The 17228-nt window shown below is 40.4% G+C and carries 16 protein-coding genes; 14 read left to right on the forward strand and 2 right to left on the reverse strand.

The window, feature by feature from the left end; genetic code table 11:
* Positions 1-12: 12 nt before the first annotated feature.
* The gene (gene sixA / locus PING_RS14500) at positions 13-489 is read right to left on the reverse strand and encodes a phosphohistidine phosphatase SixA (RefSeq protein ID WP_011771071.1); all 477 of its coding nucleotides are present in this window, start codon (positions 487-489) and stop codon (positions 13-15) included.
* 44 nt (positions 490-533) lie between these two features.
* Positions 534-683 carry a TIGR02808 family protein gene (locus PING_RS20165; RefSeq protein WP_011771072.1) on the reverse strand — a complete coding sequence of 50 codons (150 nt, stop codon included), beginning with the start codon at positions 681-683 and terminating at the stop codon, positions 534-536.
* Between the two features lie 352 nt (positions 684-1035).
* On the opposite strand from PING_RS20165, the gene PING_RS14505 reads away from it, so the two are divergent.
* From PING_RS14505 to PING_RS14570, 14 genes are all read left to right on the forward strand, one after another.
* Positions 1036-1995 carry an AAA family ATPase gene (locus PING_RS14505; protein ID WP_011771073.1) on the forward strand — a complete coding sequence of 320 codons (960 nt, stop codon included), beginning with the start codon at positions 1036-1038 and terminating at the stop codon, positions 1993-1995.
* Positions 1995-2963 (forward strand): DUF58 domain-containing protein, encoded by a 969-nt coding sequence (locus PING_RS14510; RefSeq protein ID WP_011771074.1) that lies wholly within the window; start codon positions 1995-1997, stop codon positions 2961-2963. The genes PING_RS14505 and PING_RS14510 overlap by 1 nt, the downstream gene beginning before the upstream one ends.
* Complete coding sequence (locus PING_RS14515; protein ID WP_011771075.1) at positions 2947-3453, forward strand: DUF4381 domain-containing protein; 507 nt, start codon at positions 2947-2949, stop codon at positions 3451-3453. The genes PING_RS14510 and PING_RS14515 overlap by 17 nt, the downstream gene beginning before the upstream one ends.
* Positions 3446-4429 carry a VWA domain-containing protein gene (locus PING_RS14520; protein ID WP_011771076.1) on the forward strand — a complete coding sequence of 328 codons (984 nt, stop codon included), beginning with the start codon at positions 3446-3448 and terminating at the stop codon, positions 4427-4429. The genes PING_RS14515 and PING_RS14520 overlap by 8 nt, the downstream gene beginning before the upstream one ends.
* Positions 4419-6392, forward strand: a complete 1974-nt coding sequence (locus PING_RS14525; RefSeq protein ID WP_011771077.1) for a vWA domain-containing protein — start codon at positions 4419-4421, stop codon at positions 6390-6392. Before PING_RS14520 ends, PING_RS14525 begins: the two co-directional genes overlap by 11 nt.
* The gene (locus PING_RS14530) at positions 6392-8059 is read left to right on the forward strand and encodes a BatD family protein (RefSeq protein WP_011771078.1); all 1668 of its coding nucleotides are present in this window, start codon (positions 6392-6394) and stop codon (positions 8057-8059) included. Before PING_RS14525 ends, PING_RS14530 begins: the two co-directional genes overlap by 1 nt.
* A 365-nt stretch (positions 8060-8424) precedes the next feature.
* Positions 8425-9438: an amino acid ABC transporter substrate-binding protein gene (locus PING_RS14535; RefSeq protein ID WP_011771079.1), complete on the forward strand. Its 1014-nt coding sequence runs from the start codon at positions 8425-8427 to the stop codon at positions 9436-9438.
* Between the two features lie 50 nt (positions 9439-9488).
* A complete protein-coding gene (locus tag PING_RS14540; RefSeq protein ID WP_198134704.1) occupies positions 9489-10676 on the forward strand; it encodes an amino acid ABC transporter permease in 1188 nt (395 codons plus the stop codon).
* Between the two features lies 1 nt (position 10677).
* Positions 10678-11757 carry an amino acid ABC transporter permease gene (locus PING_RS14545; protein WP_011771081.1) on the forward strand — a complete coding sequence of 360 codons (1080 nt, stop codon included), beginning with the start codon at positions 10678-10680 and terminating at the stop codon, positions 11755-11757.
* A gap of 9 nt (positions 11758-11766) precedes the next feature.
* Entirely contained in the window at positions 11767-12513 is a 747-nt protein-coding gene (locus PING_RS14550; RefSeq protein ID WP_011771082.1) for an amino acid ABC transporter ATP-binding protein, read from the forward strand.
* 610 nt (positions 12514-13123) lie between these two features.
* Entirely contained in the window at positions 13124-14137 is a 1014-nt protein-coding gene (locus PING_RS14555) for an amino acid ABC transporter substrate-binding protein (protein ID WP_011771083.1), read from the forward strand.
* 50 nt (positions 14138-14187) lie between these two features.
* On the forward strand, positions 14188-15375 hold the full coding sequence (locus tag PING_RS14560; protein ID WP_198134704.1) for an amino acid ABC transporter permease: 1188 nt from the start codon (positions 14188-14190) through the stop codon (positions 15373-15375).
* A 1-nt stretch (position 15376) separates the two neighbouring features.
* Positions 15377-16456, forward strand: coding sequence for an amino acid ABC transporter permease (locus tag PING_RS14565; RefSeq protein WP_011771084.1), 1080 nt, complete (start codon positions 15377-15379; stop codon positions 16454-16456).
* 9 nt (positions 16457-16465) lie between these two features.
* Positions 16466-17212, forward strand: coding sequence for an amino acid ABC transporter ATP-binding protein (locus tag PING_RS14570; protein WP_011771085.1), 747 nt, complete (start codon positions 16466-16468; stop codon positions 17210-17212).
* Positions 17213-17228: the final 16 nt, after the last annotated feature.

Below are 17228 nucleotides of genomic sequence, written 5' to 3' on the forward strand. Positions count from 1 at the left end.
ATTGATTTGGTCTTATTGATTCGAAAGTTGTGCAACACTGGTTAAACTATGAAGATTTCCGAAGCCATCTTCATCCAGTTCGACAATGCCAACGGCGGAAGTCGAAAAAGCGGGTACACCGGCCTCTGGGGCTAACTCCCCCACTATATATCCCACCAGAGGTAAATGAGACACAATCAACAGTTTTTGCACGCCTGCAGCCTGCAAAGCCAGAATTTCATTAACCGATTTACGAGCGCTGCCTCCCGGGGTTAAAAACGGCAAGGTTTGTACATTTGCAACGGCAGAAAAATAAGGACAAACCGACTGCCAAGTTTGTTGGGCACGTAAATATGGGCTGACCAACACAGCATCAAAAGATATATTTTGATTCGCCAAGTAACTAGCCATCATTTCTGACTCTAAACGTCCAAGCGCAGTTAATGCTCTTTCTGAATCTGAGTGGGCGAGCATCTCAGCTTCCCCATGACGCATAATATAGATATGCAATAACTTACCCTCCAGTAAATATTAAGCTCGACATCAATCGTCTATTAAGAGACTTTATCTGTGATTGGGGTTGCACCGGATATTTTTAAAACAATAATGGCTGCAACAGAAACGCCAATAAAACCGGCAACAAAAATAGTAGGTATCGCAGCATAACCTGCAATATGCCAAAGAACGGATTCTAATTCACTCATTATTTTCTCCTTGAAACTAATAATAAAACACACCCAATATTAGATCCTGAATCTAAGACTGATTGATTCCTTTTTCCAAAAATATTAAGGATATGAGTATAATGGACGATTATACGCAATTTTTTATTAAAAAATCCAAAATTTAACACAAAATTGCCTAACAGCAAGGATACTTACTTTAGGTTGAAAAACCATGAGAAAAGTCATAAATATTAGTGATTAATCATTACATACCCAAATTACTCAGATTAACTGCCAGTGAATATTTAAAAACGGGGAACTTTTTTCACTTGAGATAGTCCCTTAATCGCAGTATATTTTCCACCACCTTAATTTTAAGTAGATTATAACTATGGCAAAACAACAGCTTGACGCATTACGCAGTTATCTGAATAAAATGATCCTAGGACAAAGTGAACTCGTTGATGGTTTACTCATTGCATTACTTGCTGATGGTCATATTCTTGTTGAAAGCCCGCCGGGACTCGCTAAGACACGCGCTATTAATGCTCTTTCCAAGGGTATTGAGGGCGATTTTCACCGTATTCAATTTACCCCGGATCTACTGCCTTCTGATCTCACTGGTACAGATATTTTTCGCCAGGAAACAGGCGAGTTTATTTTTGAAAAAGGCCCTCTTTTTCATAACTTAATTCTTGCAGATGAAATAAACCGCGCGCCGGCAAAAGTACAGTCAGCATTGCTTGAGGCAATGGCTGAACGGCAGATTACGGTTGGTAAAACAACCTACCCGTTGCCGGAACTTTTTTTAGTGATGGCGACCCAAAATCCGCTTGAGCAGGAAGGTACCTATCCATTGCCTGAAGCGCAACTGGACCGCTTTATTATGCATCTGGAGCTTGATTACCCTAATGCTGAAACAGAAAAAGAAATTTTAAAGCTCAATCAGAAAGAGATCCTCAAAGAAAAAATTGCCGAGGTCACGCCACTTTTAAATGAGCAGATTTTCACTATTCGCCAGGAAATAATGACCGTCAAAATGGCACCTCATTTAGAGCAGTATCTGATTGATTTAATCATTGCAACACGCCAGCCGCAGAATTACGGGTCGCAATTAAAAGAGTGGATCAGTTATGGTGCCAGCCCGCGGGCGACATTGGCGTTAATGCGCACGGCAAAAGCCCGTGCATGGCTTGACGGCCGAGACTTTGTAATGCCCGATGATATTATTCAAAATCTTTATCCGGTTTTACGCCACCGCCTTATTTTAAGCTACGAAGCGGAAGCGCAAGGTATTAATGCGAATAGTGTTATTCAAGAGATCATCAATCAGGTAGCCATTCCAGCCTAATGACAAATCTAAAAGCAAAAAATGCCCTGTTTAACGATAGCCCTTATCAAACCGGTATTGATGTCAGCCTAAGCGAATTATTGTGTTATAAAAAGCAGGCCAAAATACAATTAAGGCCGGCAAACAGCGCTGCTTACAAACCGCTTTCCGGAAATTATCTGGCCAAAATCAAAGGCCGGGGCATGGAGTTTGCCGAAGTACGTCATTATCAGGCGGGTGATGATATACGCAGCATTGATTGGTCTGTCACTGCGCGCACCGGTAAAGCACATACCAAGTTATTTCAGGAAGAAAAAGAACGTCCGGTTTTTATCCTGTTAGATCTTTCTGACAGTATGATTTTTGGCAGTCAGTTTGTGTTTAAGTCAGTGCAGGCCTGTCATCTTGCCGCCCTGCTCAGTTGGCAGGCAAAGCAGCGTAATGATCGCCTTGGCGGCATCGTCTTTAACCAGCAACAAGTGGCTGAACTAAAACCGACCGGAAGAAATACTGGTTTAATGGCATTTCTGCATCAAAGTGCACAACTCTGTGCGAGCCGCCCCTTTAAAGCGGAACTTCAATCTCAATCACAATCACAATCACAATCATTATTAGTGCAGCTTAAACGCCTTTCCTATTTAGTACAGACCGGCAGCCAAGTGCATTTAATCAGTGATTTTTCGCAGCTCGATGAGCAGTGCCAAAAATTAATTAGCCAGATCCGCAGGCATAATCAAATTAATGCCTGGCAGGTATCTGATCCGCTGGAGTTAGCCTTACCCAACAGTGTGCAGCAGGACAATCTTAAAATAAATAGTTTACAGGGCAGTGGGTTTTTCAAGCAAAAAAAATCGCTGCAGGATTACCAGAAGGCAGCCAGTCAACGCCAGCACAAGGTAGCTAAACTGTTTACAAAACAGGGCATTCCCCTTTATCAGATTTCAGCTGCACGCTCATTATTGGATCAGTTTCATGTCTCTGCAAAATAATCAAAATCCACTGGCACAACTCAATGACATACTGGCCCCCTCTTTGCCCTCGTTTTGGCCGCCTGCACTTATTTACTGGTTTTTATTAAGCGCGGTTATTATTTGCCTGCTGGGGTCGGTCTATTTATTCAAAAAGCATAAAACACAAAAAGTTAAGCAAAAAAAAGCATTAAAGCAGTTAATCCATCTGCAACAATCTAACGCTGACTTCATTACGTTAAATCAATTACTTAAAGGGGTAGCGCTATTATATTTCCCGCGCGGGCAAGTCGCATCATTACATGGAGAGCAGTGGTTTGATTTTTTACAGTCTTATTCACAAACGCCCCTTTTTAATGATAAACCGCATTTTATAAAACGGCTCTATGACAACCCTGCGCCAGCCTGTTCCAAAGGTGATTTTGAGCAGGCCAAAAAATGGATAACCGGTTTGCATAAACAGATAAAAAAAACACGCGACATAACCGAAGAGAAACACAATAATGTTTGAATTTATTTATTTATGGATCTTTTTCCTTCTGCCGCTGCCGCTACTCGTCAGGTATTTATTAAAAGCAAAAAAGATAAACTATACCCAGGTTTGGATCCCACTGGCAGAAGGTTTGAGCGAACAACATTCATCCTCTCAAAGGGGAATTTTAAAATCGAGTATTCCCTGGCTCGCCTGGTTGTTATTACTAACGGCCTTAGCCAAACCCGTTTGGTTTGGCGATCCCATCCGCCTGCAGCAACAAAGTCGTGACATGATCATATCCCTTGATTTATCAGGCAGCATGCAGGAAGTGGATATGCCCCTAAACGGGCAAACAGTCGACAGATTAACCCTGCTCAAGGATTTATTAAAAACCTTTATTAAGCAACGTCAGGGCGATCGTTTAGGGCTGATCCTGTTTGCCGATCATGCCTATCTGCAAACACCACTGACCTTTGATTTAAAAACGATTCAACAAATGGTTGATGAAAGTGAAATAGGTTTGGCAGGCACCCGCACCGCGATTGGTGAGTCAATTGCCATGGCCATAAAGCGTTTTGTAGAAAACAAAAATGAGCAGCGCGTTCTTATTCTAGTCAGTGATGGTGCAAATAATTCCGGCAGCATAGAGCCGATACAGGCGGCTAAACAAGCCGCTAAAAATAATATCACTATCTATACCATAGGAATGGGGGCAGAGCAGATGATTAAACGCGGACTGTTTGGCAATCAACGTATCAACCCTTCAGCTGATTTGGATGAAAAAACATTAACTGAAATAGCTAATCTGACCGGCGGAAAATACTTTAGAGCACGTAACCAAACTGAATTACAAAATATCTATCAAACACTGAATAAATTAGAGCCGATTGACACTGATTCTCTTACGTTTCGCCCGGAAAAAAATCTCTTTTATTGGCCATTATCAACGGCACTGATACTGTTATCTGTTTTTGTTATTACGCTTAAATTAAGGGGATCGTATGCTGCCTGACACCAGTTTAATACCTTTAGAATTTTTACGTCCATTTTGGTTGCTGGGTCTTGCTGCTGTTTTTTTATTGGCCTTATTTCGTTATCAAACCGGCAAAAAACAACAACATCAGAGTTTGATTGCCGCACACTTAAGCGAGCACTTAGTAAAGGTCCCTAAAAATACCTTTTCAGTCTTCTTAGCCTTTAACTTACTAGCGATTATTGCCTGCATTTCCCTGTCGGGGCCCTCTTGGCGGCAGCATGATTTACCGGTTTACGAAATGCACAAAGCACAAGTCATTGCCCTGGATCTTTCCTATTCGATGTATGCCACAGATGCTAAACCAGACCGTTTAAGTCAGGCAAGATATAAAGTCATTGACTTGGTTAAAAGCTGGGAAGAAGGTGAAAAAGGCTTAATTGCCTATGCGGGAGATGCCTTTACTATTTCGCCTTTAACCACAGACGGGAATGCTATCATCAACCATATTCCCTCTCTTTCACCAACGATTATGCCGGTGACAGGTTCGCGAGCCGATTTGGCTTTAGAGCAAGCTATCACACTGCTCAAAAATGCCGGTTATCAGCAGGGGCATATTGTTTTTATCACCGATGGCATTGACCCAAACAGCGCAGCAATAATGATAAACAGATTAAAAGGCAGTCCCTGGATTGTTTCAATACTTGCCATGGGCAGTCAACAGGGAGCCCCCATTAAACTGCCTGAGGGTGGTTTATTAAAAGATCAGGCCGGACAAATAGTGATTCCTACCTTAAATATCCCCCCCTTGATTGATATAACCCGTGCAAGCGGCGGCTTATATGTCAATGTGAGTAATAGAAACACTGATATAGAGCAATTATCCAAACAGTTTTCGGTTAACCAGGGTGTTAAAAAAGAATCGCAGCAGCAGGGAAAAAATAAACTGGCTGTCGATGATGGTTATTGGCTGGCTTTTTTATTAATGCCACTGTTTTTATTACTGTTTAGAAAAGGCCTTTTTTACACTCTGTTATTAGCCCTGACGCTGCCGGTTGCAACACCCGAAGTGCAAGCTTCAATATGGAAAAACAACCAACAAAATGCATTTCAGGCCTACCAAAATCAAGACTATGCACAAGCTCGTGAGTTATATGATAGCCCACTGGAAAAAGGCAGTGCTTTATATAAAAACAAACAATATCAGCAGGCATTAACGAAATTTACCCAAGCGACTATTAATAGACCCGAAAGTGCTGCCGCCTTTTATAATCAGGGTAATGCTTATGCACAGTTGCACAATGCAGATAAAGCCATTGCCGCATATCAACAATCGCTCAAGTTAAACCCGACGTTAAAAGAGGCTCAGGAGAATATTGATTTATTAAAACAATTAAAAGAACAACAAAGTAAACAGGAGGACAGCGAGCAACAGAAAAACAGCGAACAGCAAAAAAATAACGAACAACAGAAAAATAGCGAGCAGCAAAAAAATAACGAACAACAGAAAAATAGCGAGCAACAGAAAAACAGCGAGCAGCAAAAAAATAACGAACAGCAGAAAAATAACGAGCAGCAGAAAAATAACGAGCAGCAGAAAAATAACGAGCAGCAGAAAAATAACGAGCAGCAGAAAAATAACGAGCAGCAGAAAAATAACGAGCAGCAAAAAAATAACGAGCAACAGAAAAACAGCGAGCAGCAAAAAAATAACGAGCAACAGAAAAACAGCGAGCAGCAAAAAAATAACGAGCAGCAGAAAAATAACGAGCAGCAAAAAAATAACGAGCAGCAGACAAACGACAAGCAGCAAATGACAGCAAAAGAAGTACAGAGTACAGAACAGCCCGAGGTGAATCAGGAGCTTGAGGCGCTGCCTAATTGGTTAAAAAATATGCCTGATGATCCCTCAATATTATTACGTAATAAAATGCGTCTTGAATATCAAAAAAGAGCACAATCAAATTCAGTCCAGCAAGAAAACAATGGAGTTATCTGGTAATGCGCATTAAATCATCAATTTTTATCGCCCTGTTTGTAGGATTTTTTTATAGTCAGCTGTTATCAGCCACGCCGCAAGTACTTACCTCAGTGAGTAATAATCAGGTTTCATTAGGTGATATTTTTGTTTTAAACATCGAGATTGATGATAGTGATTCCGATTACCAACTAGATACAAGGTCACTTGAAAAAGAGTTCACTGTTTTTCGACCTTCAAAAAGTCAGCGCAGCCAATATATTAACGGCAATTTCACCCAACAAACCCAGTGGCAAATCAGGCTACAAGCAAAAATCACTGGAAATCTGAGTATTCCAGTATTAAAAATTGGCCCGCTAAAAACACGGGAAATCCAAATATCTGTTACTCCAGCCTCAAAGCAGGCGACTAAAATAGCCGATAACCAAGTTTTTATGGAAAACAGTATTAACAAAGCCAGCCTTTATATAGGGCAACCGTTGATCTTCACCACGCGACTCTATATTTCGCAAGCGACTGAAAATATGAATCTTATCGGCCCGGAACTAAAGGATGCGGAGATTGAGGTTTATGGCCAAGATCAAAATGGGGAGGCCGTTCGCAACGGTATTCGTTATAAGACGATTACACGACAGTTCCAAATAACCACCAGTAAAGCCGGTGATTTTATGATCAATTCTCCATTGTTAAGCGGAGATTTAAGAAAAGTAGTTAATCTCAGTAATCGGCAAAACCAGGTCATTTCTGTCCCCATTAATGTTCGCGGTGACGGTCTCCAGCTACAAGTAAAAGATAAACCTACCGATTATCAGGGCGAATGGCTAGTCAGTGAAGATGTACGTTTGCTTGACAACACCCCATTAACACAACCAGATTATCATCTGGGCGACCCCATCACTCGCACTATTACACTGCAAATTGCTTCCATTAATAAAGATAAATTACCAACTATCTCTTTCAATTATCCGAAGGGGTTACGCTTTTACCCGGATCAAGATGAAATAAAAGAGGGACAGTCAAATGGACTATTATATTCACAAAGAACCATGCGCCACGCAATAATACCAGACCAAGCGGGAGAGTTAACCTTGCCGGAAATAAAAATCCCCTGGTGGAATAGTCTTACGGACAAACAGGAATATGCGGTTTTGCCGGCACAAACCCTGACTATTCTAGGTGTCGATAAACAAGCGACCCGTTCCGAAAAAGCGCAGGAAAACATCAATAAACCTGCTGCTACAACCGTTAAAATTGATAATGGCCACTTAATCTACTGGCAGATAATAACAGCTCTGTTGCTATTAGGATTAATAACATTACTCCTTTACCACCTCTCTTATCGTCGCCGGCATGTACAACAGAAAGTGCACTCAATGCCAGTTGCTAATCAGGCATATTTAAATCTGCAGGATGCGCTGCAGCAAAATAATGCACCACTGGTTTATCAAAAATTGCTCATTTTTTTACACGGAAAAAAGGTCAATCTGAAAAGTCTTTCACAATTAACCGAATTTATCCTTTTATCTAAAGAAGATGAAAAAAAGTTTTTGAAGGAAATTAAAATATTAGAGCAAGCATGTAGCAGCGAACTAAAGCATTGGGATGCGACAAAGCTCAGCAGCTTAATAAAAAAACATTTAAAGCAAACGACGGCGCTTCAAGGTAAGAGTATTATGGATTTAAATCCCTAAATATTGCTTAGTGCAACCACTCAGATAAATTGATAAATATCAATCTTATATCAGAAATCAAAATAATTTCAAAAAAAAATCAACACCAATGAATCCAGCATTGATAGGTTCTACAGGGTAATTACAAGGGAGACAAAAAATCTAAATAGCGTAAACAACCATTTTTTATGGCACGAATTAACAAAAACAATTGATTTATTGTATTTTTTGTGAGACAGCTCTTAGAATTACAAAAACCACGTGGCTTCTATTAGAAATCTCTCTTATTGTATTCATCGTATTAAGTAAAGCAGCCAGTTAGATTAGCTGATTTATATACCTATTTTTTTTGACATGTATTACAAAAACATACACAAGGATATTTTATGAAAATTACAAAAATAGCTTTATTACTGGGTGCCGCCGCACTTGTACCCAATCTTGCTTCTGCCTCGACCTTAGAAGAAGTCGTTAAAAAAGGCGATATAAGTTGTGGTATATCAACCGGTATTGCTGGTTTCTCGTCAACGGACTCAAAAGGTGTTTGGGAAGGGCTCGATGTTGATTTTTGTAAATCAGTTGCTGCAGCCGTTTTTGGTGATGCATCAAAAGTAAAATATATTCCGTTAACAGCAAAAGAGCGTTTTACCGCATTACAAAGTGGTGAAATTGATGTTTTATCACGTGCGACCACCTGGACGGCAACGCGAGATACCTCGTTAGGTTTAAACTTTGCAGGCGTAAACTACTACGACGGACAGGGATTCTTAGTCAACAAAAAAATAGGTGTTACTTCAGCAAAAGAACTCAGTGGCGCAACTTTTTGTATTCAGGCAGGCACCACTTCTGAGCTTAATTTAACCGATTATTTCCAGGCAAATAACATGGAATATCGCGCGGTTACTTACGATACTTCAGGACAAACTATCAATGGTTTTAAAAGCGGTCGTTGTGATGTTATTACATCCGATGCATCACAATTATATGGTTTAAAACTTAAATTAGACGATCCAGATTCTGCGATTGTATTACCAGAGATTATTTCTAAAGAGCCGCTAGGTCCTGTGGTACGTCAAGGTGATGATGAATGGTTTAATATCGTTCGTTGGACTATGTTTGCGACATTAGAAGCGGAAGAGTTAGGTGTTTCTTCAGCGAATGTTGATGCTATGCTCAAATCAGAAAATCCAAGTATTATGCGTTTATTAGGTAAATCAGGTACTGCCGGTGAAAACCTCGGTCTTAAAGGTGATTGGGTTTACCAAATTGTTAAGCAAGTAGGCAACTACGGCGAAATGTTTGATAAAAACGTCGGTAAAGACTCGCCTCTTAATATTGATCGCGGCCTTAATAAGTTATGGAATCAAGGCGGCTTAATGTACTCAATGCCAATCCGCTAAATACTATTTAGGGGGGCTTTATGCCCCCTTTTTCAAAGGCTTGTCTTGTTATGAATAAATCACAACTCCCCCCTGCTACCACCGGCGGCTTATTAAGTAGCCCCAGAAATCGCGCTATTATTTTCCAATGTCTTGCGCTGCTCGCTGTGGTTGCCTGTGCATTTTACTTTACCAGTAATATGTTCGACAATATTGAAAAACGAGGCATTACTACCGGTTTTTCATTTTTAGGTGAAACAGCAGGATTTGGCGTAAGTCAGTCACTGATAGCCTATGATGATACAACGTCTACTTTTTTAGATGTCTTTATTGTCGGCATACTAAACACTCTTTTAGTTGGAGTGATCGGCATTATCTGTGCGTCTGTATTTGGATTATTAATTGGTATTGGCCGTTTATCCTCTAATTTTATAGTGGCTAAGCTGTCGCTTGTTTATATTGAAACCTTCCGTAATATTCCTATTTTATTACAAATTTTATTTTGGTATAACATTGTGCTTGCGGCCTTACCCGGCCCGCGCCAGAGTTTTAGCTATTTCGAATCTATTTTCCTAAACAATCGCGGATTATTACTCCCTGAGCCTATTTTTCAGTCGGGCAGTATTTTTATACTGATTGCTTTTGTTATCGCCTGCACCGCGGTTATTTTTTTAACCCGATGGGCAAAAAAACGCCATGATCAAACAGGTGAAGAGTTCCCCTTAATTAAAGTCTCACTCGCTATCTTAATAGTATCTCCTTTATTGGCTTATTTTGTGACCGGTCAGCCGATCACCGCTGAATATCCCGCACTGAAAGGCTTTAACTTTCAAGGTGGTTTAGCTATTATTCCGGAGTTCTTAGCGCTTACTTTTGCACTCAGCATCTATACTGCCACTTACATTGCAGAAGCGGTGCGTGCCGGTATTGAAGCTGTCGCATCGGGACAAAAAGAAGCAGCAGAATCTCTGGGCTTAAAAAAACATGTCATTTTACGCAAAGTCGTTTTGCCGCAAGCACTGCGGGTCATTATTCCGCCGGTCATTAACCAGTATCTTAACCTGGTGAAAAACTCTTCCTTGGCCACGGCCATTGGTTACCCTGAAATTGTGACGCTGTTTTCAGGAACAACTCTGAATCAAGTGGGTCAGGCTATTGAGATTATTATGATGACCATGGCGGTCTACCTCACCTTCAGTATTGTTATCTCTCTGCTGCTTAATTGGGTCAATGCAAAAATGGAAATAAAAGGAAGATAATATGGCTGTTTATACGTTTAAAGAAGCTAAAGCAGCACCCTCAACCAGCAGAGGTGTTCTGTTCTGGTTACGAGAGAATCTATTTTCTGATATTAAAAATAGTGTCTTAACCCTGCTGGGTATTTACATTGTTTATATCATGATCCCCCCGCTGCTTGACTGGATGATTTTTGATGCAACCTGGAGTGGTACACAAAAGGAGATTGTTAACAGTGGTGCACGATGGATTTTTATCATCGAAAAATTTGACCAGTTTATGTACGGGTTTTACCCGGTAGCAGAACACTGGCGTCCAAATTTAGTAGGCTTAATTTCTATTGCCTTTTTATTATCGCTGAAGTTTATCCCTAATATTAAAGTTAAACTCGGGCTAATGTTAATCTACCCATTTGTCTGTTTTGTACTGATCAGTGGCGGTTGGTTTGGGCTTGAAGAAGTACCCACTGAAAAATGGGGCGGTTTAATGCTGACTATACTGGTCGCTGCCGTGGGAATTATTGCCTCATTTCCTATTGGTATTGTACTGGCCTTAGGACGCCAATCGGAGATGCCGATTCTAAAAACATTATGTGTCGGATTTATTGAATTTATACGCGGTGTACCGCTTATTACCATTTTGTTTATGGCATCAGTTGTCTTACCGCTGTTTTTTAGTGACGGTATTGATTTTGATAAATTATTACGAGCATTAATAGGGATCACGCTATTTCAGTCCGCTTATATCGCCGAGGTCATCCGAGGTGGTTTACAGGCCATTCCAAAAGGGCAATATGAAGCTGCTGAGTCATTAGGCTTAGGTTACTGGCAAGGCATGCTTTTAATCATTCTGCCGCAAGCATTAAAAATATCTATCCCCAATTTAGTGGGATCGTTTATCTCGCTGTTTAAAGATACAACACTGGTGTTAATCATTGGGTTATTTGATGTGCTGGCCATGGTGACGCTAACCACCAGTGATGCCCTCTGGTTAGGTTATGAAATCGAAGGTTATGTGTTTGTCACTATGATCTACTGGGTATGCTGCTTCTCCATGTCGCAATACTCAAAATCAGTCGAACGCAAATATCATACTGAGCATTAAGGAAATATCATGTCCGAACAAGAAGTTATGATCACGATGAAAAATGTTAATAAGTGGTATGGTGATTTCCATGTGCTTAAAGATATCAATTTAAATATTAAAAAAGGCGAAAAAGTGGTTATTTGTGGTCCGTCAGGATCCGGTAAATCAACCACTATTCGTTGCTTAAACCACCTTGAAAAATTTCAGCAGGGCCAAATCAATATTAATGGCACAGAGCTGATTGATGATGTGAAAGTTGTGCGTGATATCCGTGCCCAGGTGGGCATGGTATTTCAGCATTTTAATCTTTTCCCGCACCTTTCAGTACTGGAAAACTTGGTATTAGCCCCTATTTGGGTACATAACAAACCACGGGCTGAGGCACTTAAAACGGCTATGTATTACCTTGAACGCGTTAAAATTGCCGATCAGGCGCATAAATACCCGAATCAGCTTTCAGGGGGCCAGCAACAACGTGTCGCGATTGCCCGCTGCTTATGTATCAACCCTGAAATCATGCTCTTTGACGAGCCCACTTCGGCACTCGATCCTGAGATGGTATCGGAAGTACTGGATGTGATGGTTGAACTGGCCGGTGAAGGGATCACCATGATTTGTGTGACCCATGAAATGGGCTTTGCTAAAAAAGTAGCAGACCGGGTGATCTTTATGGATGCGGGACAAATTATCGAAGAGAATGAACCCCATGAATTCTTTGATAATCCGCAATCGGATCGTTTAAAACTCTTTTTAGATCAGATTTTATCGCATTAAAAAACACTGGCTAACACTAAAAAAAAGCATGTTTAAAACATGCTTTTTTTATACCCGCTATAAAATTTAATAGTGACACTTATGATCGTACATTAATTATGATTATCATCATTGAGCAATTTTTATCTCCGAGCAGAAGCTCTCCACAATCGCTCCATAGAATTTAGTATCATTAGGCCAACTATAATAGTTACTGCAATCGTTACCGTAATCAACATCATTTTTTTCCTGCGCTTAAATAGATTTTCTAATGAGTAAAGTTGGTGTAATCAACGAAGAAAAACAATGTTCAACCTTCATTCGCGCACCAAGACCTAGAACAGATATAATATAGCTCATTATAAAAATTCTTAAAAAAGTTTATCAATAATTGCTCTTTTTAAAATAAATATGCTTTATTTCGGTGCAGCATACGGCTTGAAGCTGATTGTTATACCCTTCCTCCCTCAGACACAATCCTCTCATTTAAATTAAATATCATTAAAAACAATTAGTTATATTATTTAAATTAAAATAAAAACATTTCCATTATATTGGCACAAAATATGCTGTGTTAAGCGAGTAGTATTATTTTTAATACTTTTGGTCACCACATAAACAAGGAAATTTTATGAAAGTTACAAAGATAGCTTTATTACTGGGTGCTGCTGCACTTGTACCGAGTCTTGCTTCTGCCTCAACCTTAGAAGAAGTCGTTAAAAAAGGCGATATAAATTGTGGTATATCAACCGGTATTGCTGGTTTCTCGTCAACGGACTCAAAAGGTGTTTGGGAAGGGCTCGATGTTGATTTTTGTAAATCAGTTGCTGCAGCCGTTTTTGGTGATGCATCAAAAGTAAAATATATTCCGTTAACAGCAAAAGAGCGTTTTACCGCATTACAAAGTGGTGAAATTGATGTTTTATCACGTGCGACCACTTGGACGGCAACACGAGATACCTCCTTAGGTTTAAACTTTGCCGGCGTAAACTACTACGATGGACAGGGATTCTTAGTAAACAAAAAACTGGGCATTAGTTCAGCAAAAGAACTCAGCGGCGCAACTTTTTGTATTCAAGCAGGCACCACTTCTGAGCTTAATTTAACCGATTATTTCCAGTCAAATAACATGGAATATCGCGCGGTTACTTACGATACTTCAGGGCAAACAGTTAATGGCTTTAAAAGCGGTCGATGTGACGTGATTACATCCGATGCATCACAATTATATGGTTTAAAACTTAAATTAGACGATCCAGATTCTGCGATTGTATTACCAGAGATTATTTCTAAAGAGCCGCTAGGGCCGGTTGTACGTCAAGGTGATGATGAATGGTTTAATATCGTTCGTTGGACTATGTTTGCGACATTAGAAGCGGAAGAGTTAGGTGTTTCTTCAGCGAATGTTGATGCTATGCTCAAATCAGAAAATCCAAGTATTATGCGTTTATTAGGTAAATCAGGTACTGCCGGTGAAAACCTCGGTCTTAAAGGTGATTGGGTTTACCAAATTGTTAAGCAAGTAGGCAACTACGGCGAAATGTTTGATAAAAACGTCGGTAAAGACTCCCCTCTTAATATTGATCGCGGCCTTAATAAGTTATGGAATCAAGGCGGCTTAATGTACTCAATGCCAATCCGCTAAATACTATTTAGGGGGGCTTTATGCCCCCTTTTTCAAAGGCTTGTCTTGTTATGAATAAATCACAACTCCCCCCTGCTACCACCGGCGGCTTATTAAGTAGCCCCAGAAATCGCGCTATTATTTTCCAATGTCTTGCGCTGCTCGCTGTGGTTGCCTGTGCATTTTACTTTACCAGTAATATGTTCGACAATATTGAAAAACGAGGCATTACTACCGGTTTTTCATTTTTAGGTGAAACAGCAGGATTTGGCGTAAGTCAGTCACTGATAGCCTATGATGATACAACGTCTACTTTTTTAGATGTCTTTATTGTCGGCATACTAAACACTCTTTTAGTTGGAGTGATCGGCATTATCTGTGCGTCTGTATTTGGATTATTAATTGGTATTGGCCGTTTATCCTCTAATTTTATAGTGGCTAAGCTGTCGCTTGTTTATATTGAAACCTTCCGTAATATTCCTATTTTATTACAAATTTTATTTTGGTATAACATTGTGCTTGCGGCCTTACCCGGCCCGCGCCAGAGTTTTAGCTATTTCGAATCTATTTTCCTAAACAATCGCGGATTATTACTCCCTGAGCCTATTTTTCAGTCGGGCAGTATTTTTATACTGATTGCTTTTGTTATCGCCTGCACCGCGGTTATTTTTTTAACCCGATGGGCAAAAAAACGCCATGATCAAACAGGTGAAGAGTTCCCCTTAATTAAAGTCTCACTCGCTATCTTAATAGTATCTCCTTTATTGGCTTATTTTGTGACCGGTCAGCCGATCACCGCTGAATATCCCGCACTGAAAGGCTTTAACTTTCAAGGTGGTTTAGCTATTATTCCGGAGTTCTTAGCGCTTACTTTTGCACTCAGCATCTATACCGCCACTTACATTGCAGAAGCGGTGCGTGCCGGTATTGAAGCTGTCGCATCGGGACAAAAAGAAGCAGCAGAATCTCTGGGCTTAAAAAAACATGTCATTTTACGCAAAGTCGTTTTGCCGCAAGCACTGCGGGTCATTATTCCGCCGGTCATTAACCAGTATCTTAACCTGGTGAAAAACTCTTCCTTGGCCACGGCCATTGGTTACCCTGAAATTGTGACGCTGTTTTCAGGAACAACTCTGAATCAAGTGGGTCAGGCTATTGAGATTATTATGATGACCATGGCGGTCTACCTCACCTTCAGTATTGTTATCTCTCTGCTACTTAATTGGGTCAATGCAAAAATGGAAATAAAAGGAAGGTAATATGGCTGTTTATACGTTTAAAGAAGCTAAAGCAGCACCCTCAACCAGCAGAGGTGTTCTGTTCTGGTTACGAGAGAATCTATTTTCTGATATTAAAAATAGTGTCTTAACCCTGCTGGGTATTTACATTGTTTATATCATGATCCCCCCGCTGCTTGACTGGATGATTTTTGATGCAACCTGGAGTGGTACACAAAAGGAGATTGTTAACAGTGGTGCACGATGGATTTTTATCATCGAAAAATTTGACCAGTTTATGTACGGGTTTTACCCGGTAGCAGAAGACTGGCGTCCAAATTTAGTGGGCTTAATTTCTATTGCCTTTTTATTATCGCTGAAGTTTATCCCTAATATTAAAGTTAAACTCGGGCTAATGTTAATCTACCCATTTGTCTGTTTTGTACTGATCAGTGGCGGTTGGTTTGGGCTTGAAGAAGTACCCACTGAAAAATGGGGCGGTTTAATGCTGACTATACTGGTCGCTGCCGTGGGAATTATTGCCTCATTTCCTATTGGTATTGTACTGGCCTTAGGACGCCAATCGGAGATGCCGATTCTAAAAACATTATGTGTCGGATTTATTGAATTTATACGCGGTGTACCGCTTATTACCATTTTGTTTATGGCATCAGTTGTCTTACCGCTGTTTTTTAGTGACGGTATTGATTTTGATAAATTATTACGGGCATTAATAGGGATCACGCTATTTCAGTCCGCTTATATCGCCGAGGTCATCCGAGGTGGTTTACAGGCCATTCCAAAAGGGCAATATGAAGCTGCTGAGTCATTAGGCTTAGGTTACTGGCAAGGCATGCTTTTAATCATTCTGCCGCAAGCATTAAAAATATCTATCCCCAATTTAGTGGGATCGTTTATCTCGCTGTTTAAAGATACAACACTGGTGTTAATCATTGGGTTATTTGATGTGCTAGCCATGGTGACGCTAACCACCAGTGATGCCCTCTGGTTAGGTTATGAAATCGAAGGTTATGTGTTTGTCACTATGATCTACTGGGTATGCTGCTTCTCCATGTCGCAATACTCAAAATCAGTCGAACGCAAATATCATACTGAGCATTAAGGAAATATCATGTCCGAACAAGAAGTTATGATCACGATGAAAAATGTTAATAAGTGGTATGGTGATTTCCATGTGCTTAAAGATATCAATTTAAATATTAAAAAAGGCGAAAAAGTGGTTATTTGTGGTCCGTCAGGATCCGGTAAATCAACCACTATTCGTTGCTTAAACCACCTTGAAAAATTTCAGCAGGGCCAAATCAATATTAATGGGACAGAGCTGATTGATGATGTGAAAGTTGTGCGTGATATCCGTGCCCAGGTGGGCATGGTATTTCAGCATTTTAATCTTTTCCCGCACCTTTCAGTACTGGAAAACTTGGTATTAGCCCCTATTTGGGTACATAACAAACCACGGGCTGAGGCACTTAAAACCGCCATGTATTACCTTGAACGCGTTAAAATTGCCGATCAGGCGCACAAATACCCGAATCAGCTTTCAGGGGGCCAGCAACAACGTGTTGCGATTGCCCGCTGCTTATGTATCAGTCCTGAAATCATGCTCTTTGACGAACCCACTTCGGCACTCGATCCTGAGATGGTATCGGAAGTACTGGATGTGATGGTTGAACTGGCCGATGAAGGGATCACCATGATTTGTGTGACCCATGAGATGGGCTTTGCTAAAAAAGTGGCAGACCGGGTGATTTTTATGGATGCGGGACAAATTATTGAAGAGAATGAACCCCATGAATTCTTTGATAATCCACAATCGGAGCGTTTAAAACTCTTTTTAGATCAGATTTTATCGCATTAAAAAGCACTTAAAATCA

The sequence above is a fragment of the Psychromonas ingrahamii 37 genome, assembly GCF_000015285.1.
In the GTDB taxonomy this organism is placed as follows: Bacteria; Pseudomonadota; Gammaproteobacteria; order Enterobacterales; family Psychromonadaceae; genus Psychromonas; species Psychromonas ingrahamii.